Origin of the sequence: Psychrobacillus vulpis (assembly GCF_006861825.1) — a bacterium.
Lineage (GTDB): Bacteria > Bacillota > Bacilli > Bacillales_A > Planococcaceae > Psychrobacillus > Psychrobacillus vulpis.
In genome coordinates this window covers 85,947-107,044 of record NZ_VDGI01000009.1, presented here as the reverse complement: position 1 = coordinate 107,044, position 21,098 = coordinate 85,947, and the positions used below count along the sequence as shown (strand labels likewise).

Genomic DNA, 21,098 nt, shown 5'->3' with positions numbered 1-21,098 from the left:
GAAGCTTACCGCTCGCTTTCCTCGGGCGAGCGCCGAGCCGATTTCAGGGTCTCGTCTGTCTCGCTTTTCCCGCAGGAGTCGAACGGACGCTTCTCCAAACCAATAAAATGATAACTTCTACTTTGATGGAAAATGATGACGAGAAACCAAAATTATGAGCGCGGCCAATTGGAGATAAATATATGCCAAGGTCTAATCAGTCTTTTATTTTTAAATAGGATAGATCAGGTTTTCCGAAGCTTACCGCTCGCTTTCCGCTGGCGAGCGCCGAGCCGCTTGGGCAATACACGATGTTGGTTATAGAGGCGTTGAGACCCACACGATGTGGGTCATACAACCGTTTCCACGGAATGCGGCGAACTTAGGTTGCCTTCCATTTGACGATGCGTCCATAGTCTGAGAGCACTGAAACCTGTTTATTTTTTAGATAAATACTTTTTCATTTCTAGAAAATCGTTGAAAAAGGCGACACTCCTGTGGGAATAGCGTTAGCCGAAGACCCCGCAGCGTAGCGAGGAGGCTGAGGCAACGCCCACGGAAAGGGAGCCGTTTCAACGAGTTTCTTATTAATTGGATTAATGGATAACCCCATCTGGCAAAGTCGGATTATAGGAACTTTTTCAGTGCCCTTAACATGCACCTGCAGGGTCTGTATAGTCGCTAAAGGTATAAAGACGTTACGCAACTTGTTGTCTATTCATTTTTTATTACAATCACATAGTTAATCGTTAAAAAAGGGATAGTAAATATCCGCATTTCATGTTTAGCGTGAAGATGACCTTCTTTTATTTCTTCTATTAGAAATTGTTCTTGCAGTGGTAATTTGAATACGTATTTGCTAGCTGCTAAATAGATTCCTGCATCCGAATTAGTTGTTCCATTACCTGTTAAAAGTAGATTGTCTCCTTGCTGATGCAATTCTAGTATTCCAACCATGGATGACCAAGGGAGTGGTAAGGCAATATTCATATACTTTTTATCGTTCGCTTGATGGATGGAGTAAAGGGCAACAAAAATCACTTCTTTATCTATTTTTCGGACCCACGCTCTCGTTTTTGTACGACCTTCTTCTATTGAGACTATGTCCCCTGTCATTTCCATTTGTTTGTTCGAAAATGGAAGATTGAGCTGTTGTACTTTTTTACTAATTAGTCGATAGATAGCTGCAAAAGGCTTAAACCAATTGTGCCAGTGTACTTCCGAATATAATCTGTACTGAGTCGTGTTTTCATAAAAGTGGGTGATAGTAGGTGCTATCGACTTTTTGGGTATATACATATTCATATTATCTACGAGACCTTTATAAGAATGGATTCCTAAATTCTTCTTTAGAATCTGTTCACCAACTACATACTTCCCCCTCATATTACTAATCGGGAATGTCCAACCTTTTTCTTTCGATAGTGGAGGTGTCGAAGACCAACCAATCACCCCAAATAGTCCAAATAAAATACAATTGAATAATCCATGAAAACGTAACATAAAGTCGATACTCACAGTAGAAATTCTTACTGCATACAACAATGAAAAAATAATTGTAATACCTAAAGCTCCAAATGATATTCGAATCAAGTACTTCTGTAATGTATTCGTAAATGGTGTTTTGAAAGTTAAAATGATCAAACCATAGATACCAATGATGTAAAGAAGTACAGAAACAACTTCAAGCCAATGGAAGAATGTAATACCTATTGCTACTACAATTGGAGATATTAAAATGATTGTACAGACAACTTTGTATATGGTTGTTTTATATAAACGACCGATAAATCCAACAAAAATAGGCAATAAAAAGGCTGAGTAATGAAAGTGAATTCCTGTTAACCATGTAATTATAGGAGGAAAGCCAGTATTAATTTCTGCGACAGAAGCAAAGAACCAAACACCGCCAATAAATAAATACATCATTCCAACGTCAATTGAAAATTCTTCTAAGTGTGCAAAGCCGCGGCGGATAAATCTCCCTAAGCCATATAAAGCAACGACAAATGTGAAAAGGAGATAGATGGCTGCAAATAGTACATCGAACTTAGTATTTGTCGTTAATTGAAGGATAGAAACAGCTGCAAAAGCTGGCAGGGCAAAATAATAATACAGTCGATTCTCTTTTTTTAAGATTAATTGTAAAGTGAGCGGTACAAATAATAGCTGTGCTACAGTTAGCATTAAAAAATACCAAGGGGCTACGTTAAAAATCATGACAACTAGAAGTAAAATTATATGTAATAACGCAATTCGGTTAAAAGTCATCGGCTTGGAATTCTCCTTCATACTCAAATAAAGTACCGATTAATGGATTTGTAATGACAACATGTATTGAATAAACACCACTTTCTTCTATATAATATTCTTTCACCTGGACGACACCTTGAAAAATTCTAGGTAAGGGAATTTCAATTGATCCCATGATAAGACGCTGTTTTCGTGATTCAATTCGCAAATGCCCTTCTTTTGAAACAAAGAAAACTAATTCAGAATAAAACAAACTAGGCTCTCCAAGATAATCTTTTACTACATTTCTCTTAATATCTAGACTCATAAGTGCATTAAAAAATCTTTTCTTTTTTGGGAAATGAAAAGTTCTTTCCCAGTGGATTTGTTTCTCTCCATTTAAAGCAGTTCGACTGCTATTCACGATTGTAAACGGGATGTTCTCACCATATTCTGGAAATAAGAAGTGCCAACGAGTTCCTAGTAAGAAAAAGGGGAACAGCCATTTAGGCCCTCTACTAATTTTCTTCATAGTACCCGTTGCTTTAAAAGATTTTCCCTCAGGAAATTGATATCTCTTTTGAAGCATTGGCTGGAGGTGCTGAAATTGATCTCCTAGTATCTCTTTATAGATAGACATTTACATTCTCCTTATTTTTTTCGCTTGCAACTTTTTGCAGTCGGAATATCCTTACTCATGAAAAATCCAATAATGGAGAGAATGAATAAAGTTATATTAAAAGTTAATGGATTAAAAGGGTGGCTAAGCGAAGCTGGTTGAGCAACAATTGCCGAAATAGTTAACAAAGGAAAAAGGATCAACTGTAAACCTAGCAATCTTCTTTTATTTTTGTAAAATAACCAAATCAGTCCAAAAATTATTTCCCCTATTCCAATCAATGTGACGATAGTAGTCGCTTGGTTTGTTGTCAATGCGAGTAAGCTTTTCGTCATTGAAACTTCCTCTGGGTGCATTGACATTAATTTTGGTACTAACCCCTGATACAGCCATACAAAGAAGAATAATATAGTGATCATCCAATAACTAAAAAATCGTCCGTATTGCGTGGAAGGGGATTCTCCTTTTTCAAGCCATCTCTTTAACACATCAAAACTTAGTGCAGTTGCCCACCCTATAGCTGGTCGGAAAATTAGAAAATCAAAGAAGTTACCTACTCGTCCGAAATTAGTTTCATAATTATACTGTGTAAGGAACTTCATTGAATTTTGTTCGGGCTTATATTTCCAGTAGCCTTTTCCCTCACGAATGATGGAAATAGCCTGTTCTGTTCCAAAGTGCAAGGAAGACGTTCTCGAACCATCTTTTGCGTGAAAAGTTCCAACACTTTTCCCCCATCCTGCTATGTTCATACCAAATCCAATATTCGTTTTATAATTAAAATGTTGCGGTTCATTTTCTTGTTTCGGTAAATAGGTAATAGAAGAAAAACGGAGGTCCCATTGCTCATGTAGCTCTGGTTTTTGCGTGGCATCCCACAACTTCTCCATTTCTGAATTAATAGTTATTTCAACATATATAGGATTACTCTTCACGGACATCACCTCTTGTCAAGCTTATCATAAGATGAAGGTGTTTTGGCTAGTGCTAGAGAATAGTCTAGAGAGTCGAACTATGTATGTGAAATTTAGGAGGTAACCGCAATGATTTATGTGATTAGACACGGACAAACAGATTTGAACAAAGAAGGAAAGCTCCAAGGAAGATTAGGGTTGCCATTAAATGAATATGGAATAAAACAAGCGGAGTCTTTAAGGAGTGAACTTAAAAATATTGCATTTGACTATGTATTTTCCTCTCCGCAAAAAAGAGCTATTCAAACAGCAGAAATTGCAACAGGTAGAAAAGCTATAATTGATGCAAGACTGGATGTTTTTGATTTGGGAGGAGCCGACAGATTAAAGAAATCCGAAGTAATAATGTTTGGTGGAGTTCCTGACTCGAGTGTTTATGAAGGTGTTGAAGAAATCGATAGCTACATAAAAAGAGTTTTTGACTTCATGCAAGAGCTAGAGGGGGAATATAGCAAAAAAGAGTTAAATATTTTAATATCTGGACACAAATGTACGACTGGTTGTATTGGTGCTTATTTTGAAGGGATACCAGAAGACGGAAATATTTTGAGAATGTCCTCATCTAATGGAGATTTTAGAACGTATAATTTTAATTACGAGCCTACCAAATTCTAAGGAGTTGCTCAAGCACTCTTTTTCTATTACTGTAAATATCCATATTTAAATTTTTTTATCGGAGGTAGCTTGATGGAACAAAAAATAGTTAGTCATATCAATCAAATAGGGTGGAATCAATCTGCTTATCAAGCTTGGACTAATCGGCATGGTACACCTAAAGAATATGCAAAAAAGTTAATAGAAAAACCATTGGATTCAGTATCACACTATTTGAAATACATGGGGGATGTTACAAATAAAAAAGTGGCAAATTTACTAGGATCGAAAGGAAACAAGGCGGTTTCTTTTGCTTTGTTAGGGGCAGAGGTTTTAGTAGTGGATATTTCCGAAGATAATAAAAGATACGCTATGGAGTTGGCAGAGGAAGCAAAAGTAAATATAAAATACATAGTTTCAGATATTTTAGAAGTTCCAGAAGATGAGCTCTTAAATGATTTTGATTTCGTCCTTTTAGAATTAGGTGTTCTCCATTATTTTGTTGATTTACTTCCGTTATTTAAAGTGATTTCTAATTCACTTAAACCGGGAGGACGATTTATTTTAAGGGATTATCATCCTGTCGTTTCTAAGTTAGTGAATGTTGAAGAAAATCAAATGATCGCGAATGGCGATTATTTTAACAAAGAAGTGATAGAAGAGGAGGTAGCCTATAGTTTTCTTCTATCAGAGGAAGATCGTGCTTCTTTAAAGAAAGTTAATATTCGAAGATGGACTTTAGGTGAAATTATTACCTCAATTTCAAAATCAGGTCTTACTATAAATTCTTTAGAAGAAGAGATTGGAGTCAGATGGGCATTTCCATCGAATTCACCTGAAGGAATAGAGAACAAAATACCAGGATTATATACGTTAATTGCTACGAAACAGTGAGACTTCTTTTACTTTGGATGTTTTTGGTTCGCTTTGGGAGAGAATGCTCTCGGATAAGGTACGGATTCTCTCGGATAAACTGTTTATTCTCTCGCATAAGGGGCTTTTTCTCTCGGATGGCAGTCGGTTTCTCTCGAAAAGGATTAAAATTTCCTTTCTCTATCATATTTGGACATCAATTGGCGTTAAAAAGGAGAGATAAAACCAAAATGATCTGGTGTTATCTCTCCTTTATAAAAATATGAAAGTATAGACTTTTTCTTCGTTTCAGCTCCTGTGTAGACGACTGTACTTTTCTTATTATTTACCTTTAAATATAGGTTTTCTCTTTTCACTAAATGCGTTTAAAGCTTCCACACGATCTTCTGTTGGAATAGTAATTTCATAGGCTTTACGCTCAATACTTAAGCCAGTTTGTAAATCTACGTTCATGCCATGTTTAATTGCAAACTTTGCTTGTTGGAGTGCGATTGGTCCATTTGCAAGCATAAGTGCAGCGAAGCTTTCCGTTTCTTTTATTAACGTTTCACGAGGGGTAACTCTAGTTACTAAACCGTATGCTAATGCTTCCTCTGCTTTTAGTCTCTTGGCTGTTAAGATCAACTCCATTGCTTTTGCTTCACCGATTAGGCGTGGCAGTCGTTGCGTACCTCCAGCGCCTGGGATTATAGCTAAACTAGTTTCAGTTAATCCTAATTGAATGTCTTCGGATGCGATTCGGAAATCACATGCAAGTGCAAGCTCTGTTCCTCCTCCAAACGCATAGCCGTTTAGCATTGCAATTGTTGGCTGCGGTAAGTTTTCAATAGCCGAAAATACTTCCCCAATTTTATATATATTTCGTTTTACTTGTTGATTTGTTAATGTTCTTCGTTCTTTTAAATCTGCCCCTACACTAAATGATTTTTCTCCAGCACCTGTAAAAATTACGACACGGATATCTGGGTTAATACGAATAGATTCTGCAATGTCTCCCAGCTCACGTAACATATCGTAATTAAATGCATTTAGCGCTTCCGGTCTATTTAATGTCACGTATGCAATATTTCCGTGCTGCTCATAACGAATTGTTTCCATTTTTTCTCCCCCTAAACATACAATCATTACCCCATACAAAACATATCATTTTCCGAGTAGTCTGTCATCTGAAGTTGATAGTTTTATATATAATCGATTTTCTTTTTCCAATTTGGTACAATTATGTTATTGAAATATTAAGGATTTGAGGAGTTCAAGTGGACATTTTCGTTGCGAGACAGCCGATTTTTGCTAAAAATGAATATATTTTTGCATATGAATTGTTATATCGAAATGATCAGCAGAATTCGTTTCCTAATATAGATGGAGATTCTGCTACTTTAGAAGTGCTAATACACTCTTTTCTTACAATCGGAATTAATGAACTAGCTGGGGATAAACTATGTTTTATTAATTTCACTGAAAACTTACTAGAAAAAGAGGTGTTCAGTCAATTTCCATCTAATCGAATTGTTGTTGAGATTTTAGAGGATATTCCTATTACGCATATGTTACTTCAAAAATTGCGTGAGATTAAATCACTTGGCTTTTTAATTGCATTAGATGATTTTATTTTTCAAAAAAATGTTACTTTATACGATGAGTTATTTTCCCTTGTTAACTTTATAAAAGTAGACTTTCTTGCAAGTAAATTAGCTGATAGGCAAGCCATTGAACGAATTGTGAAAACAAATTATCCGCATATTGTGTTGCTTGCAGAAAAAGTAGAAACACGTGCTCAATTTTATGAAGCAAAAGCTGCTGGTTATGAGCTTTTTCAAGGTTATTTCTTTGCTAAGCCAGAGATTATTAAAGGAACAGAAATTCCAACGAATATAGCACAGTATTTTCGTATTATTGCACTGCTAAGAGATAATGCAGTTTCGATTGAAGAAATAGCAGAAGAAATTGAACGCGATGTTTCTCTTTCATTTAAAGTATTAAAGATGATTAATTGGCCTGCAGTTCGTACGAAGTCGAAGGTCCGTTCTATTAAGCAGGGGGTGGTAATGCTTGGTTTAGATGAGCTAAAACATTGGTTGCATGTATTATTACTCCGTGAATCTATAACGAATCATTCTAAAGATGGATTAGCCCTTATTGAAGCATCCTTGTTTCGAGCGAAACTTTGTGAGTTACTTGCAAAACGAAAATTTTTACATAATGCTTCCGAGTATTTCTTAGTAGGAATGTTCTCTTTAATAGACACGCTACTTCATCGCCCCATGATTCAATTGTTACAGGATTTGCCACTCTCTGATGAGGTAGCAGAAACACTTTCTGGAACTAAAACAGAAATGACGCCTTTTCTTGAGCTTGCCATTGCATGCGATGAAGTTCGTTGGGATGATATGATTTCGGGGGCAACATCTATTGGAATTGATCATTCTACTTTAAATGATTTCTATCTAGAGGCACGTCGTTGGACGTTGCAGATATTCTGAAGTCCCACTTTTTAATTGGAATTTATATAAAAAAACTGCTCTTTCTGTTTTTAGATTGGCAGTTTTTTTCTGTTTAGATGAATATTTCTGTAAGCTTTGGCTATGCTCGTAGAGGCATTATTTTGTGTAAATAAACTTACTTGTAGCTATAGAAAAAGTGCTCTTCCTAGATTGTTGCATTTTCTTCTAAAAGTTGTACAATATAATAAGAACAAATGTTCTTAAAAGGAGGATGCGACATGCCATTAATACCGGAAGAATCGATACCATATTTAGAAAATATGATTTATCTCCCGATGGTTTTAACCATTTTGGAGAAGGATCGAACGATTTTCGAGCAAGGTCCTTTTAAGTTGAAGCGTCCGTATATTTCCATGGTTGAAGAAGCAGTAAAGCAAGTCCAAAAAGAGTTAAAAGAGACACATATTTATATGAAGCGTCATAGCATGAAAGTTCTACGTGGAGAAGGGGATGATATGTTCACTGAATATGTATTTTTTCATGGTGGGTATGAAGAACATCGTCGTTACTTAAATGTCCGTCTCCGTAACAGGGTAGAAGAGCTACTTTCTATGTATTTTGCTATTGTAGAGAAGATTCGTTAGTCTTGAAAGTCTTTTTGGAATAATTGATTTCGAGATATTAATATCGCTTCATTTGTTAGCCGACTCATTCGTTTATGAAAATGTATATTTAACATGTTAGCAAATGCAATTTGTCTGCTAATAGTAGCGGCAGAAGAATTGATAAGGACAGAATGTCCATTCGTTAAAACAACAACACAACCTTCCTCGCTTGAATGAAATGATTGAATTGTTCTATATGAAAACCAAACGTTTAAATCGGATTTTGGCGAGAGAGTAGGTATTAATATACAGGGATTTCCATAGTCATGTGCAATGATAGTAGGTAGTTTGTGGTAGTTTCCAAGAGCTTCTTTCGAAAGCTTTACTGATTGCTGAAAAGAGGAACCATAGTAGGAACAAGATTGACGAACAATATCGTAAGGCTTTCTGCCTATAATTGTTGTCTCTCCAGAAATATTCGTAACCTTTGTGAAAATTTTATTATTCATTTGAATTGGTTGTAATACTGCAGTTTCAAATGAAACTAGGAAGGATTTATCATCTGTTTTTGTAGACATTAATATTTCACTCCTTAGTAGATTATACATCAATTATAGTTAAATATGGAAATAATTCAAGTCAATATAACGAATTTTACAAATATTTTTTATTGATAATAAAATCGCAATTTTCTCAAAACAATTGCAACTCCTCTTTCACTTTTATATAATGGAAAAAAGGCATCGGGGTGATGGAAATGGACAAACAATATTCATATGCAGATTTTTTGAGAGCAATGGGTCACACAGGAAAAGAAAGCTCTGCCGAAAAATTGTTGAACGAAATATATCTTGATATGTTTTTGAACATTATCCACCGGGAACAAAGTAGTTTGCGATTGCTAGAATTGATTGATGAGGCGCTAGACAAAAAAGATCGAGCTGCGTTTTTGAAATACACAGAAGCATTACATCAATTACAAAATACAAAGTAAAGCCGCTTATGCAGAGCGGCTTTACTTTGTAGACAAAATCAAATTTCGAAGGTGTCACTTCAGATTGACTTGAAAACGCTTGTCAGTCGAGGCGCGCCGCGCGTTTAGAGGTTCGCAACCTAAGTACGCCACGTCCTGTGGCAACGGTTGCCTAACTCACATCATGTGAGTCCGCGAAATAGAACTTAAGTTCATGAGCTTACAACGAGTGCCAGTAACGAAGAATGAAAGCGTTTGTCAACAGTCTGAAGCCGCTTATGCAGAGCGGCTTTTCTTTTCCAATTCAAAAAAACATACGTTCGTTTTTGTCGTGTTCAAAAAGAGATTATGTTAAACTAAAATTATCCAAACCGTAGGAGGCAGACTATGGATCAAATATTCGATTTGCAAGCTCCGTATGAGCCAGCAGGAGATCAAATTAAGGCAATTGAACAACTTGTAGAAGGTGTTCAAGAAGGAACAAAGCATCAGACGCTACTAGGAGCAACTGGAACAGGTAAAACGTTTACCATTTCAAATGTTATCCAACAAATCAATAAGCCAACGCTTGTTATGGCACATAATAAGACGCTTGCAGGACAGCTTTATAGCGAATTTAAAGAGTTCTTTCCGAATAATGCTGTAGAATATTTCGTCAGCTATTATGACTATTATCAACCAGAAGCGTATGTGCCACAAACAGATACTTATATAGAAAAAGATTCGAGCATAAACGAAGAAATTGATAAGCTTCGTCACTCGGCAACGTCTTCACTATTTGAAAGAAAAGATGTCATTATTATTGCATCCGTTTCCTGTATTTACGGCCTCGGTAATCCAGAAGAATATAGGGAAATGGTTGTTTCTCTTCGAACAGGAATGGAAATAGAACGTAATCAGTTACTTCGAAAGTTAGTCGATATTCAATATGAACGGAATGATATTAATTTTACCCGTGGTACTTTCCGAGTACGTGGAGATGTTGTAGAAATATTCCCTGCCTCAAGAGATGAGAGATGTCTTCGTGTCGAGTTCTTTGGGGATGAAATCGATCGTATTCGAGAAGTCGATTCACTAACGGGAGAAATATTAGCAGAACGTGACCATGTAGCTATATTTCCTGCATCTCACTTCGTAACCCGAGAAGAAAAAATGGTAGTTGCGATAGAAAATATTGAAAAAGAGCTAGAAGAACAACTAAAACTTTTACGAAGCGAAGATAGATTATTGGAAGCACAACGTTTAGAACAGCGTACAAATTACGATTTAGAAATGATGCGCGAAATGGGTTTTTGTTCAGGTATTGAAAATTATTCTCGTCATTTAACATTACGTGAAGCGGGAGCAACACCTTATACGTTACTCGATTATTTTCCAAAAGACTTCTTGTTAGTAGTAGATGAAAGTCATGTTTCATTACCACAAGTAAGAGGAATGTATAATGGGGACCAAGCAAGGAAGTCAGTATTAGTAAATCATGGATTCCGATTACCTTCTGCACTAGATAACCGCCCGCTTACGTTCACTGAATTTGAAGAGCATGTTCACCAAGCTATTTTTGTATCGGCAACTCCAGGCCCATATGAGCTTGAACATACACCGGAAATGGTAGAACAAATTATTCGTCCAACGGGACTACTTGACCCTGTTGTTACTGTGAAACCGATTGAAGGGCAAATAGATGACTTAATTAATGAAATATATGATCGTACAGCGAAAAATGAACGAGTGCTTATAACGACATTAACAAAGAAAATGTCAGAGGATTTGACAGACTACTTAAAAGAAATAGGAATAAAAGTACAGTATTTGCACTCAGAAGTTAAAACGTTAGAACGAATTGAAATTATACGAGAGCTCCGTTTAGGAACATATGATGTACTAATTGGAATTAACTTGCTTCGAGAAGGTATCGATATTCCAGAAGTATCTCTTGTGGCTATTTTAGATGCAGATAAGGAAGGATTTTTACGATCTGAACGTTCCTTAATTCAAACGATTGGACGAGCTGCACGTAATGCAAATGGAGAAGTAATTATGTATGCAGATAAAATGACAGATTCTATGCGAAAGGCAATCGATGAAACGAAACGTCGTCGTTCTATTCAAATGGAATACAATGAAAAGCATGGAATTACACCAAAAACAATTGTGAAGAAAATAAGAGAAGTTATTCGAGCATCGCAAGTCGCAGAGGAAGAAGCGTCATACGCTCAGCAGTTAACAAGTGGCAAAGCATTAACGAAAGAAGAAAAAGCAACATTACTAGTAAATCTTGAAAAAGAAATGAAGGATGCAGCAAAAGCGCTTAATTTCGAACGTGCTGCAGAATTACGTGATGCAATCCTTGAATTGAAGCTGGAAGGATGAAAAATGTTGAAAAACCAAGAAATAGTTATACAAGGTGCTCGAGCACATAATTTAAAGAATGTTAGCTTAACAATACCTAGAGATAAGCTTGTTGTAATGACAGGATTATCAGGTTCTGGGAAGTCTTCTTTAGCCTTCGATACAATCTATGCAGAAGGGCAAAGACGCTATGTAGAATCCTTGTCAGCCTATGCGAGACAATTTTTAGGGCAGATGGATAAGCCAGATGTTGATGTAATAGAAGGACTTTCTCCTGCTATTTCAATCGACCAGAAAACGACTAGTAAAAATCCGCGTTCTACAGTAGCTACTGTGACGGAGATTTATGATTATTTACGTCTATTATTTGCACGCGTCGGAAAACCAATATGTCCTAAGCACGGGATAGAAATCTCTTCCCAAACGATTGAACAAATGGTCGATCGTTTAAGTGAATATCCTGAAAAAACACGTATGCAAGTACTTGCTCCAATTGTATCTGGTAGAAAAGGAACACATGTGAAATTACTTGAAGATATGAAAAAGCAAGGATATGTACGTGTTCGTGTAGATGGAGAGTTAATCGATTTAGATGATGATATTAATTTAGATAAAAATAAAAAGCATAACATTGAAGTTGTTATTGACCGAATTGTGATGAAAGAAGGCGTAGCAGCACGGTTAAGTGATTCTTTAGAATCTGCTTTAAGAATTGCAGATGGACGAGTATTAATAGATGTTATGGAACATGAAGAGATTCTATTTAGTGAGCATCATGCATGTCCAATTTGTGGTTTTTCTATTGGAGAGTTAGAGCCTCGTATGTTTTCGTTCAATAGTCCATTTGGGGCTTGTCCAGACTGCGATGGATTAGGAACAAAGCTAGAAGTGGATCCAGATTTAGTTGTTCCTGATAAAAGTTTAACTTTAGAGGAAGGGGCAATTGTCGCTTGGCAGCCAACGAGCTCTCAGTACTATCCGAAATTGTTAGAAGCAGTATGCAAGCACTACAAAATAAAAATGAAAGTGCCAGTAGAAAAATTGCCAATAGATCAGTGGAATAAAATTATGTATGGCTCTGGTGAAGATAAAATTCGTTTTCGTTACGAAAACGAATTTGGACAAGTACGAGACAATACGATTCAATTCGAAGGGGTCTTGTCTAATATTGAGCGTCGATACAAAGATACTTCCTCTGACTATATTCGTGAACAAATGGAAAAATATATGGCACACCATGATTGCCCAACTTGTAAAGGCTATCGTTTAAAGGAAGAAACACTTGCAGTGAAAGTGGATTCCTTACATATTGGTCAAGTAACAGAGTTTTCTATTGAAGAAGCAAATCGATTTTTTGAACAGTTAACTTTATCCGAGAAGGATATGCAAATAGCGCGATTAGTTTTAAGAGAAATTAACGAACGTATTGGCTTTCTAGAAAACGTTGGTCTCGATTATTTAACGTTGAATCGTGCAGCCGGAACATTATCAGGTGGGGAAGCACAGCGAATTCGACTAGCAACTCAAATAGGATCCAGACTTTCAGGAGTTTTATATATTTTAGATGAGCCTTCCATCGGCTTACATCAACGGGATAATGACCGATTAATTGATACTTTAAGAAATATGCGGGATATCGGGAATACCTTAATTGTTGTAGAGCATGATGAAGATACAATGATGGCTGCCGATTATTTAATCGATGTCGGCCCAGGAGCAGGTATACGTGGGGGAGAGATTGTTGCTGCTGGTACACCTGAAGAAGTAATGAAAGACAAAAAATCGCTTACTGGTCAGTATTTAAGTGGGAGAAAGTTTATCCCTTTACCTATGGAAAGAAGAAAGCCGGACGGACGATATATCAAAATTAAAGGCGCATCAGAAAATAACTTAAAAAATGTCAACGTTGATATTCCTTTAGGTGTATTTACAGCAGTAACTGGAGTATCTGGTTCTGGTAAAAGTACACTTGTGAATGAAATTCTTTATAAGTCACTTGCACAAAAATTAAACCGATCGAAAGTGAAGCCAGGTGCAAACAAAAGCATTGAAGGAATAGAAGAATTAGAAAAAGTGATTGATATCGATCAATCTCCTATTGGACGTACACCTAGATCTAATCCGGCTACATATACTGGAGTGTTCGATGATATTCGAGATTTATATGCAGCAACAAATGAAGCCAAAGTAAGAGGGTATAAAAAAGGAAGATTTAGTTTCAATGTCAAAGGTGGACGTTGTGAAGCGTGCCGTGGAGATGGAATTATTAAAATCGAAATGCACTTTTTACCGGACGTTTATGTACCTTGTGAAGTATGTCATGGAAAACGCTATAATCGCGAAACATTAGAAGTGCAATATAAAGGAAAAAATATTGCAGAAGTATTGAAAATGACAATAGAAGATGGATTAGTATTTTTTGAAAACCATCCAAAAATTAGCCGAAAGCTTCAAACAATAGTTGACGTAGGTCTTGGTTATATGGAATTAGGTCAACCAGCTACGACATTATCAGGTGGAGAAGCGCAGCGGGTGAAACTAGCTTCTGAACTGCATAAACGTTCAAACGGAAAATCATTCTATATTTTAGATGAGCCAACAACTGGTTTGCATGTAGATGATATTGCACGTTTGCTTGTAGTTCTGCAACGTCTTGTAGAAAATGGGGATACAGTACTTGTTATCGAGCATAATTTAGACGTCATAAAGACAGCAGATTATATGATAGATTTAGGGCCTGAAGGTGGAGATAAGGGTGGAACAATTATAGGGGTTGGAACACCAGAAAAAATTGCTGCTACTAAAGATTCCTATACAGGAAAGTATTTAAAAACTATTTTAGACCGAGATCGAAAAAGAATGGATGACGTTGTTACAAAAGCATCTAAAAAGAAAACTGTAACAGTAGAATCCTAATGAAACCTTTTTTTCCCTCAATCGTATTAAGTAAGGTAAGCAATTATTTAGGCTGTAGACAATAGCTTTAAACTCTTGCGAGTCGTGGCGCGCGCCAACACGTATAGAACAAAGGTTTATGAGTTACAAAGAAGCGTATATCAACAGTCTAAGCAAATAGTTTCATACTTTTAACTTATGAGGAGGCCTTTCACTATGCAAGAAGAACGTAAACGTATATTAGATATGGTTGAAAATGGTACAATTACTACACAAGAAGCATTGGTTCTATTAGAGGCACTAGGCAAACAAGAAATATCTGTCACTCCACTAGTAAGAGAAGAACAGAAACAAAAATACACATCAAATGATCAAACAGAAAATAAACAGCAAAATGCCGATTTTATAGAAGACTTAAAAAGAGATTTCACCGTAGTTGGAGAACGTTTCATGCAGTTTATGCAAGGAGCAGTAGATAAAATTAAAGAATTTGACTTTGATATGCCATTTGGTGAACCTGTTGTTTTTAAAGAAAAATTAGTGCAGGAACAAGCACAATATGATGATATATCTATAGATATAGCAAATGGTAAAGTTGAAATTTTTCCTACGGAAGAAGCCGATACACACGCTGAAGTGACGGTAAAATCGTATAAAAACTCCTCTGAAGAAGAAGCGAAAGATCGTTTTCACAATGAGTTTATTTTTAATACAGAAGGAAATAAATTGCGTATTTATAGTGATATGAAGACGACATCAGTTCAAGTTGCATTATATGTACCGAAAAAAGCATATCATCATATTTCCGCACGATTGTTTAATGGAGACTTTATTGCGAAGAACGTAGAAGCAAATTCTTTTAAAGTGAAAACAACAAACGGTAAAGTGAATTTAGATGAAATGAAATTCGAAAAGGCAGATATTGAAACGGTAAATGGGTCAGTTCAAATACAAAATGTTGAAGGCGACTCCGTTGATGTAGAAACTGTAAATGGTCGAATTTATGTAGATGGTAAGTTGAAGGAAGTAGAAGGATCATCTGTCAGTGGACACGTTATTTTAACGACTAAAGATAAAGAGGCACGTAAAATAGAAGGAACTGCAGTAGCAGGAACTGTCGAATTATATGTGCGGAAGGATGTCTCTTTACAGGGAGAAGCTTCCTCTCAACTAGGAAAAATAGATGTCCAACTTGCAGATATCACACAGCTTAAACAATCAGAACAGTTATTAAATAAAAAAGTCGGGTTCACTAAAATAGTGGATTCGGAAGCAGTGCCACTAAGAGTATTTGGGGATGCAAAAACTGGTACTGTGCTAGTAAGATATACAATAGAAAGTGAGTAAACCAAAAAACTGACAGAAGCTATTTGCATCTGTCAGTTTTTCTGTTTCCAGCAAAGAATAGCATATGCAATTGCTTTTGCACAAAGGTTTCTATAATGAGACGATTGCAATAAAGCAGCTTCTGCATTATTTGTCATAAAACCGCATTCAACTAGTACTGCTGGCATTATTGTGTCCCGAAGAACGGCAAAATTTGCTTGTTTTACACCTCGATTTGAGCGATTAGTTATAGAACATAAAGAATCTTGTATCCATTTTGCAAGTATTTTAGATTGTTCAGAAGGCTTTGTGTAAGTAAAAGTTTCAATTCCACTCACGTTATTCCACGAAGAACCAAACGCATTTGCGTGAATGGATATAAATGCTTGTACTCCAAGTTTATTAGCAAGATTTGTTCTTTCGGAAAGAGGTACATCGGATGTGCCAGGGTGACTTAGCATGACGATAACTCCACAGCACTCTAATTCTCTTTTAATAATCTGAACAACTGCTTGATTAAATTCAAATTCTTTCAGCTTCCCATCAGGTGTTTGTTTACCTAATGTTTCTGGTCCATGTCCTGCATCGAGCATAATTTTCATTGGTATCATCTCCTATCTATTTAATAAATAGAAGGAGAAAAGATAAATGGATACTATTAAATAGAATAATCATGCTAAAATAAGAACTATGTGAATACAGAAGCGTGAAAGGAGTATTAGAATATGCCTCATGTGACGACTAAGGACGTAAAAGAAAAGTTCAATCTTACATTAGTAAGTGGGGAAGAAGGAATTGGACGGCATATTGCAATTAGTGATATTTCTCGCCCAGGAATTGAAATAGCAGGTTATTTCACGCATTATCCATCCAATCGAATACAACTTTTAGGGAAAACAGAGATTTCATTTTTTCAGCTATTAGAAACATCAGAAAAAATAGAAAGAGCGTTGAAGTTATGCGAAGCAGATACACCAGCAATCATTATTTCGCATGATATGGAAGTACCACAGGAATTAATCGATGCTTCAAACGAAAAGTCGGTTCCAGTATTAACGACGAAAATGCCGACAACTAGATTTTCTAGTTTACTAACAAACTTTCTAGAAAGTAAACTTGCACCTACCACTGCCGTTCATGGTGTGTTAGTTGATATATATGGGGTTGGCATATTAATCACAGGGAAAAGTGGTGTTGGGAAAAGTGAAACAGCACTAGAACTAGTGAAAAGAGGTCACCGATTAGTTGCAGACGATTGTGTAGAGATTCGGCAAGAAGGTGAAGATACATTAGTTGGTAATGCTCCTAAGTTAATAGAGCATTTACTTGAAATTCGTGGATTAGGTATTATTGATATAATGACTTTATTTGGAGCAAGTGCCATTCGAAGCTATAAACGTATTACACTAGTTATTGAGCTAGAGATATGGGATGCGGAAAAAACGTATGATCGACTCGGACTGGAAGAAGAAAAAATGGAAATAATCAATACAGCCATTACAAAACTAACTGTTCCAGTACGACCAGGACGAAATTTAGCAGTTATTATTGAAGTAGCAGCGATGAACCATCGTTTAAAGCGAATGGGTGTTAATGCTGCTGAGGACTTTGCAAAACGTTTAGATGATGTAATAAGCCAAAATGGAGAATCTGAATATTAAATAATTGGCTGAAGGGAGTAACGTATGAATTTATTACAAGTAATTGATCCAGTAGCTTTCTCACTAGGACCTATAGAGGTTCGATGGTATGGAGTAATTATCGCGTTGGGGATTGTACTCGCTTATATAGTGGCACAAAGGGAAATGGTGAAACGTGGATTCCATCAAGAGTATTTAACCGATTTACTTATTTGGGCAGTGCCTTTAGCTATTATTGGCGCACGAATATATTATGTTATCTTTAAATGGGATTTTTATAGTCAAAACCCAGAGATGATTATCCAAATTTGGAATGGTGGTATTGCGATTCATGGTGCATTAATTGCATCTTTCTTAACAGCGTATTTTTATACGAAAAACAAAGGTACTTCCTTCTGGAAGGTGACGGATATTGTCGCACCTAGTTTATTAATCGGCCAGACAGTAGGACGTTGGGGGAACTTCATCAACCAAGAAGCTCATGGTGGAGAAGTAACAAGAACTTTCTTAGAAAATTTAATGCTTCCAAATTGGATTATTGAACAAATGTATATTGAAGGTAAATACTATCATCCGACATTTCTATATGAATCTTTATGGAACTTTATCGGAGTAATAATATTAATACTTCTTCGAAAAGTTAATTTACTAAGAGGAGAAATGTTCTTATTTTACTTAACATGGTATTCTGTAGGTCGATTCTTTATCGAAGGAATGCGTACAGATAGCCTTTATAATGGTGATTTGCGACAAGCACAATTAATATCATTAGTGACAATCGCTATTGCAATCGTCCTATTTGTTTATAGAAGAGTAACGATCAAACCTGCTGTACGTTATTTAGATAAGTAAGGAATGGAGGGGGAATAGTGGAAACGTTAAAAAGGGGACTAATGGCCGGGTTAAAAACGACATGGACATTAAGTAAAATTATTTTTCCGATTACCTTATTGATTGTTATTTTACAATATACTCCAGTACTACCATGGGTGATAGATTTAATATCACCTTTTATGGGGTTACTAGGATTACGTGGTGAAGCCGCAATACCATTAGTTTTAGGAAATGGACTTAATCTTTATGCAGGTATCGCAGGTATTCTTTCATTAGAGCTTACAGTGAAAGAAGTATTTATTTTAGCTACGATGTTATCCTTTTCTCATAATATTTTTATCGAAACAGGTGTGGCACTTCGAGTTGGTGTCAAACTTTGGATAGTGCTCCTCGTCCGATTCGGATTAGCGATCCTATCAGCTGTTATTATTAACTTAGTTTGGCAAGGTGGCGGTGAGGTTGCAAAATACGGGATTGTATCTGCCACTCAACAAGTTCCACATGGCTGGGGAGAAATAATCTTACTTGGATTGCAAAAAGCAACATTTGGCGTATTACAGCTTGCACTTATTGTTATTCCTCTAATGATTATTATTCAATTTTTAAAGGATCGTAATTATTTGCAAAAATTCTCGGAAAAACTTGCGCCATTTACAAAAATTATTGGAATCAAGCCAAATGCTTCTCTTACCTTAGTTGCAGGACTTGTTATTGGGCTTGCTTATGGTGCGGGAGTAATGATTCAAGCAGTTCAAGAGGATGGGGTAAGCAAAAAGGATGCGACGCTGGCATTTATTTTCTTAGTTGCTTGCCATGCAGTAGTAGAAGATACTTTAATTTTTGTTCCACTAGGAATTCCGATATTGCCATTATTTTTAATTAGATTAGCGACTGCATTTATATTAACGATAATTGTCGCCTACGTTTGGCGAAAGTCAGAGCAAACAAAACAAAGGGAAGTGGCAACATCATGAGGAAAGATCCCTATACAGCACTATTGTTCGATTTTGATGGAACTTTATTAAATACGAATGATTTGATTATCGAAACTTTTTTACATATTTTAGGTGAGAAATTCCCTGGGAAATATGATAGAGAAAGTGTATTACCATTTTTAGGACCTTCCTTACAAGAAACTTGCAATGCAATCGACCCTGCATTAGCTACATCGTTAATGGAAGCTTATCGATCATGGAATATTCAAATGCATGACAAAATGGCTGTTCCTTTTGATGGAGTAGTGGACACTTTACACGAATTAAAAGAGCAAGGTTACAAACTAGCAATCGTTTCTACAAAAAGAAGAGTTATGATTGATAGAGGTCTTAAGCTGATGAAATGTGAGAATCTATTTGACACAATTGTTGGAGTGGATGACGTTAAAAATCCGAAACCTGATCCAGAGCCAATTAATCTTGCATTAGAAAGACTAGGGATCGAAAAAGAAAATGCTCTAATGATTGGTGACAACTTTCACGATATTATTGGTGGTCAAAAAGCAGGAGTAGATACAGCAGCTGTTGCTTGGTCGATAAAAGGAGAAGCATTTTTGGCTACTTTTCTTCCAACATATATGATTCATCATATAAGTGAGCTACTTCCAATTGCCAAAGGTCAGTTAATATGAGAAAAACCGAAAGATATCCTGTAAGTGGTGCCAATTCGTTGTGGCATGTATATGATACAGTTCCTTTTTGGAAAGTAGTTAAAAATTTCATCTTCATACAAGCAGCAAGATACTCTCCATTTTTGAGTTGGAAAAACTTTTTTTATCGTTCATTTTTGAAAATGAAAGTAGGAAAAGAGACATCATTTGCATTAATGGTGATGGTAGATGTGATGTTTCCCGAGCGTATTAAAGTCGGTAACAACTCGATTATTGGCTATAATACAACCATACTAGCACATGAATATTTAATAGATGAGTATCGAATAGGAGATGTAGTAATTGGTGATCGTGTGTTAATTGGCGCCAATACGACGATTCTACCAGGAGTAACGATAGGGAACGATGCAATCATCTCAGCAGCTACTCTCGTAAACCGTGATGTTCCAGAAGGTTGCTTTGTCGGAGGAAATCCGATGCGCATCATTTATACGAAAGAACAAATGCAAGAAAGAAATAATGGTAAATGAAAAGCTATTCTTCTTAGTCAACAAGCTAAGAAGAATAGCTTTTTTGTGCTTTACGAAATTATCCAACTCTATACATGGGATTTGATTCCTTGTCATTATATCGATCAACTCTATTTGAATAGTCCTAGTTACATTTATTGGATGGATTGGAGCGGAAAGTTTGTCTCCAGCGGGAGTAGCTTGAGTCTTGAGACCCCGCAGCAAAGCGAGAAGGGCACTGAAAAAGTGTTATTAGAATAATAATCTATCAAATAGTCCTAAGAGAATTTTGCGCTTTGGCATTCGCTTTCCGCGGGCGAGCGACGAGCCTCCTCGGGCCAACACGATGTTGGTCATGAAGGCGTTGCCTCAGGAAGAGGCGCCCTTAGCCTTCCTTCATCTCTGTTGCTTCGTGCGGGGTCTCGTCTGTCTCGCTTTCCCGCAGGAGTCTCATGCGTCGCGCTAAATTCTCTTAAATAAATACAGCAAATAGTTCCTACAAAAATACTAATTCGAGATTTTCAGTGCCCTCGAAGCGAGGAGGCTAAGGCAACGTCCGCGGAAAGGGAGCCAATTCAACGATTTTCTTATTTACTGGAATATTAGGCAACCTCATATAACAAAGTAGAATTATACGGACTTCTTC

Annotated in this window: 19 protein-coding genes; 13 read left to right on the top strand and 6 right to left on the bottom strand. The window is 36.5% G+C overall.

Annotated features, from left to right (window positions below):
- Positions 1-693 precede the first annotated feature (693 nt).
- The 3 genes from FG384_RS10040 to FG384_RS10030 are packed head-to-tail and all read right to left on the bottom strand — an operon-like array spanning position 694 to position 3,765.
- A complete protein-coding gene (locus tag FG384_RS10040; RefSeq protein WP_240793393.1) occupies positions 694-2,250 on the bottom strand; it encodes a YndJ family protein in 1,557 nt (518 codons plus the stop codon).
- Entirely contained in the window at positions 2,240-2,851 is a 612-nt protein-coding gene (locus FG384_RS10035) for a DUF4166 domain-containing protein (RefSeq protein WP_142642467.1), read from the bottom strand. The genes FG384_RS10040 and FG384_RS10035 overlap by 11 nt, the downstream gene beginning before the upstream one ends.
- 11 nt (positions 2,852-2,862) lie before the next feature.
- The gene (locus tag FG384_RS10030) at positions 2,863-3,765 is read right to left on the bottom strand and encodes a DoxX-like family protein (RefSeq protein WP_142642466.1); all 903 of its coding nucleotides are present in this window, start codon (positions 3,763-3,765) and stop codon (positions 2,863-2,865) included.
- Positions 3,766-3,873: 108 nt separating this feature from the next.
- On the opposite strand from FG384_RS10030, the gene FG384_RS10025 reads away from it, so the two are divergent.
- On the top strand, positions 3,874-4,419 hold the full coding sequence (locus FG384_RS10025; protein WP_142642465.1) for a histidine phosphatase family protein: 546 nt from the start codon (positions 3,874-3,876) through the stop codon (positions 4,417-4,419).
- 72 nt (positions 4,420-4,491) lie between these two features.
- A complete protein-coding gene (locus FG384_RS10020; protein ID WP_142642464.1) occupies positions 4,492-5,292 on the top strand; it encodes a class I SAM-dependent methyltransferase in 801 nt (266 codons plus the stop codon).
- Positions 5,293-5,592: 300 nt separating this feature from the next.
- Here the strand turns inward: FG384_RS10020 and FG384_RS10015 are convergent, their stop codons facing one another.
- On the bottom strand, positions 5,593-6,369 hold the full coding sequence (locus tag FG384_RS10015; protein WP_142642463.1) for an enoyl-CoA hydratase-related protein: 777 nt from the start codon (positions 6,367-6,369) through the stop codon (positions 5,593-5,595).
- A gap of 158 nt (positions 6,370-6,527) precedes the next feature.
- Here FG384_RS10015 and FG384_RS10010 point away from each other — a divergent pair, with 158 nt between their 5' ends.
- A complete protein-coding gene (locus FG384_RS10010) occupies positions 6,528-7,754 on the top strand; it encodes an EAL and HDOD domain-containing protein (protein ID WP_142642462.1) in 1,227 nt (408 codons plus the stop codon).
- A 239-nt stretch (positions 7,755-7,993) separates the two neighbouring features.
- Positions 7,994-8,359 carry a YhjD family protein gene (locus FG384_RS10005; RefSeq protein ID WP_142642461.1) on the top strand — a complete coding sequence of 122 codons (366 nt, stop codon included), beginning with the start codon at positions 7,994-7,996 and terminating at the stop codon, positions 8,357-8,359.
- Here the strand turns inward: FG384_RS10005 and FG384_RS10000 are convergent.
- A complete protein-coding gene (locus FG384_RS10000; protein ID WP_166462426.1) occupies positions 8,356-8,898 on the bottom strand; it encodes a competence protein ComK in 543 nt (180 codons plus the stop codon). The two genes, FG384_RS10005 and FG384_RS10000, sit on opposite strands and share 4 nt — an antisense overlap.
- Positions 8,899-9,077: 179 nt before the next feature.
- Between FG384_RS10000 and FG384_RS09995 the strand changes: the two genes are divergently transcribed.
- From FG384_RS09995 to FG384_RS09980, 4 genes are all read left to right on the top strand, one after another.
- Positions 9,078-9,314: an IDEAL domain-containing protein gene (locus FG384_RS09995; protein WP_142642459.1), complete on the top strand. Its 237-nt coding sequence runs from the start codon at positions 9,078-9,080 to the stop codon at positions 9,312-9,314.
- A gap of 366 nt (positions 9,315-9,680) precedes the next feature.
- The gene (gene uvrB / locus FG384_RS09990) at positions 9,681-11,663 is read left to right on the top strand and encodes an excinuclease ABC subunit UvrB (RefSeq protein ID WP_142642458.1); all 1,983 of its coding nucleotides are present in this window, start codon (positions 9,681-9,683) and stop codon (positions 11,661-11,663) included.
- A gap of 6 nt (positions 11,664-11,669) precedes the next feature.
- On the top strand, positions 11,670-14,558 hold the full coding sequence (gene uvrA / locus FG384_RS09985; RefSeq protein ID WP_142642486.1) for an excinuclease ABC subunit UvrA: 2,889 nt from the start codon (positions 11,670-11,672) through the stop codon (positions 14,556-14,558).
- A 195-nt stretch (positions 14,559-14,753) separates the two neighbouring features.
- Positions 14,754-15,884 (top strand): DUF4097 family beta strand repeat-containing protein, encoded by a 1,131-nt coding sequence (locus FG384_RS09980; protein ID WP_142642457.1) that lies wholly within the window; start codon positions 14,754-14,756, stop codon positions 15,882-15,884.
- Between the two features lie 32 nt (positions 15,885-15,916).
- On the opposite strand, the gene FG384_RS09975 is transcribed toward FG384_RS09980, so the two are convergent.
- The gene (locus tag FG384_RS09975; protein WP_142642456.1) at positions 15,917-16,465 is read right to left on the bottom strand and encodes an N-acetylmuramoyl-L-alanine amidase; all 549 of its coding nucleotides are present in this window, start codon (positions 16,463-16,465) and stop codon (positions 15,917-15,919) included.
- A gap of 123 nt (positions 16,466-16,588) precedes the next feature.
- On the opposite strand from FG384_RS09975, the gene hprK reads away from it, so the two are divergent.
- From hprK to FG384_RS09950, 5 genes are read left to right on the top strand one after another with little or no spacing between them, the layout of a single operon-like run.
- Positions 16,589-17,524, top strand: a complete 936-nt coding sequence (hprK, locus tag FG384_RS09970; protein WP_142642455.1) for an HPr(Ser) kinase/phosphatase — start codon at positions 16,589-16,591, stop codon at positions 17,522-17,524.
- 24 nt (positions 17,525-17,548) lie between these two features.
- Positions 17,549-18,355: a prolipoprotein diacylglyceryl transferase gene (gene lgt, locus FG384_RS09965; RefSeq protein ID WP_142642454.1), complete on the top strand. Its 807-nt coding sequence runs from the start codon at positions 17,549-17,551 to the stop codon at positions 18,353-18,355.
- 17 nt (positions 18,356-18,372) lie between these two features.
- The gene (locus tag FG384_RS09960; RefSeq protein WP_142642453.1) at positions 18,373-19,311 is read left to right on the top strand and encodes a nucleoside recognition domain-containing protein; all 939 of its coding nucleotides are present in this window, start codon (positions 18,373-18,375) and stop codon (positions 19,309-19,311) included.
- A complete protein-coding gene (gene ppaX, locus FG384_RS09955) occupies positions 19,308-19,964 on the top strand; it encodes a pyrophosphatase PpaX (protein WP_142642452.1) in 657 nt (218 codons plus the stop codon). Before FG384_RS09960 ends, ppaX begins: the two co-directional genes overlap by 4 nt.
- Positions 19,961-20,473 (top strand): acyltransferase, encoded by a 513-nt coding sequence (locus FG384_RS09950; RefSeq protein WP_142642451.1) that lies wholly within the window; start codon positions 19,961-19,963, stop codon positions 20,471-20,473. The genes ppaX and FG384_RS09950 overlap by 4 nt, the downstream gene beginning before the upstream one ends.
- Positions 20,474-21,098: the final 625 nt, after the last annotated feature.

What these genes read in the sequence shown, in the direction of transcription:
- FG384_RS10040 (WP_240793393.1), bottom strand. Translation starts at nt 2,250, where the DNA reads ATGACTTTTAACCGAATTGCGTTATTACATATAATTTTACTTCTAGTT.
- FG384_RS10035 (WP_142642467.1), bottom strand. Translation starts at nt 2,851, where the DNA reads ATGTCTATCTATAAAGAGATACTAGGAGATCAATTTCAGCACCTCCAG.
- FG384_RS10025 (WP_142642465.1), top strand. Translation starts at nt 3,874, where the DNA reads ATGATTTATGTGATTAGACACGGACAAACAGATTTGAACAAAGAAGGA.
- FG384_RS10020 (WP_142642464.1), top strand. Translation starts at nt 4,492, where the DNA reads ATGGAACAAAAAATAGTTAGTCATATCAATCAAATAGGGTGGAATCAA.
- FG384_RS10015 (WP_142642463.1), bottom strand. Translation starts at nt 6,369, where the DNA reads ATGGAAACAATTCGTTATGAGCAGCACGGAAATATTGCATACGTGACA.
- FG384_RS10005 (WP_142642461.1), top strand. Translation starts at nt 7,994, where the DNA reads ATGCCATTAATACCGGAAGAATCGATACCATATTTAGAAAATATGATT.
- FG384_RS10000 (WP_166462426.1), bottom strand. Translation starts at nt 8,898, where the DNA reads ATGTCTACAAAAACAGATGATAAATCCTTCCTAGTTTCATTTGAAACT.
- FG384_RS09995 (WP_142642459.1), top strand. Translation starts at nt 9,078, where the DNA reads ATGGACAAACAATATTCATATGCAGATTTTTTGAGAGCAATGGGTCAC.
- uvrB (WP_142642458.1), top strand. Translation starts at nt 9,681, where the DNA reads ATGGATCAAATATTCGATTTGCAAGCTCCGTATGAGCCAGCAGGAGAT.
- FG384_RS09980 (WP_142642457.1), top strand. Translation starts at nt 14,754, where the DNA reads ATGCAAGAAGAACGTAAACGTATATTAGATATGGTTGAAAATGGTACA.
- FG384_RS09975 (WP_142642456.1), bottom strand. Translation starts at nt 16,465, where the DNA reads ATGAAAATTATGCTCGATGCAGGACATGGACCAGAAACATTAGGTAAA.
- hprK (WP_142642455.1), top strand. Translation starts at nt 16,589, where the DNA reads ATGCCTCATGTGACGACTAAGGACGTAAAAGAAAAGTTCAATCTTACA.
- lgt (WP_142642454.1), top strand. Translation starts at nt 17,549, where the DNA reads ATGAATTTATTACAAGTAATTGATCCAGTAGCTTTCTCACTAGGACCT.
- ppaX (WP_142642452.1), top strand. Translation starts at nt 19,308, where the DNA reads ATGAGGAAAGATCCCTATACAGCACTATTGTTCGATTTTGATGGAACT.
- FG384_RS09950 (WP_142642451.1), top strand. Translation starts at nt 19,961, where the DNA reads ATGAGAAAAACCGAAAGATATCCTGTAAGTGGTGCCAATTCGTTGTGG.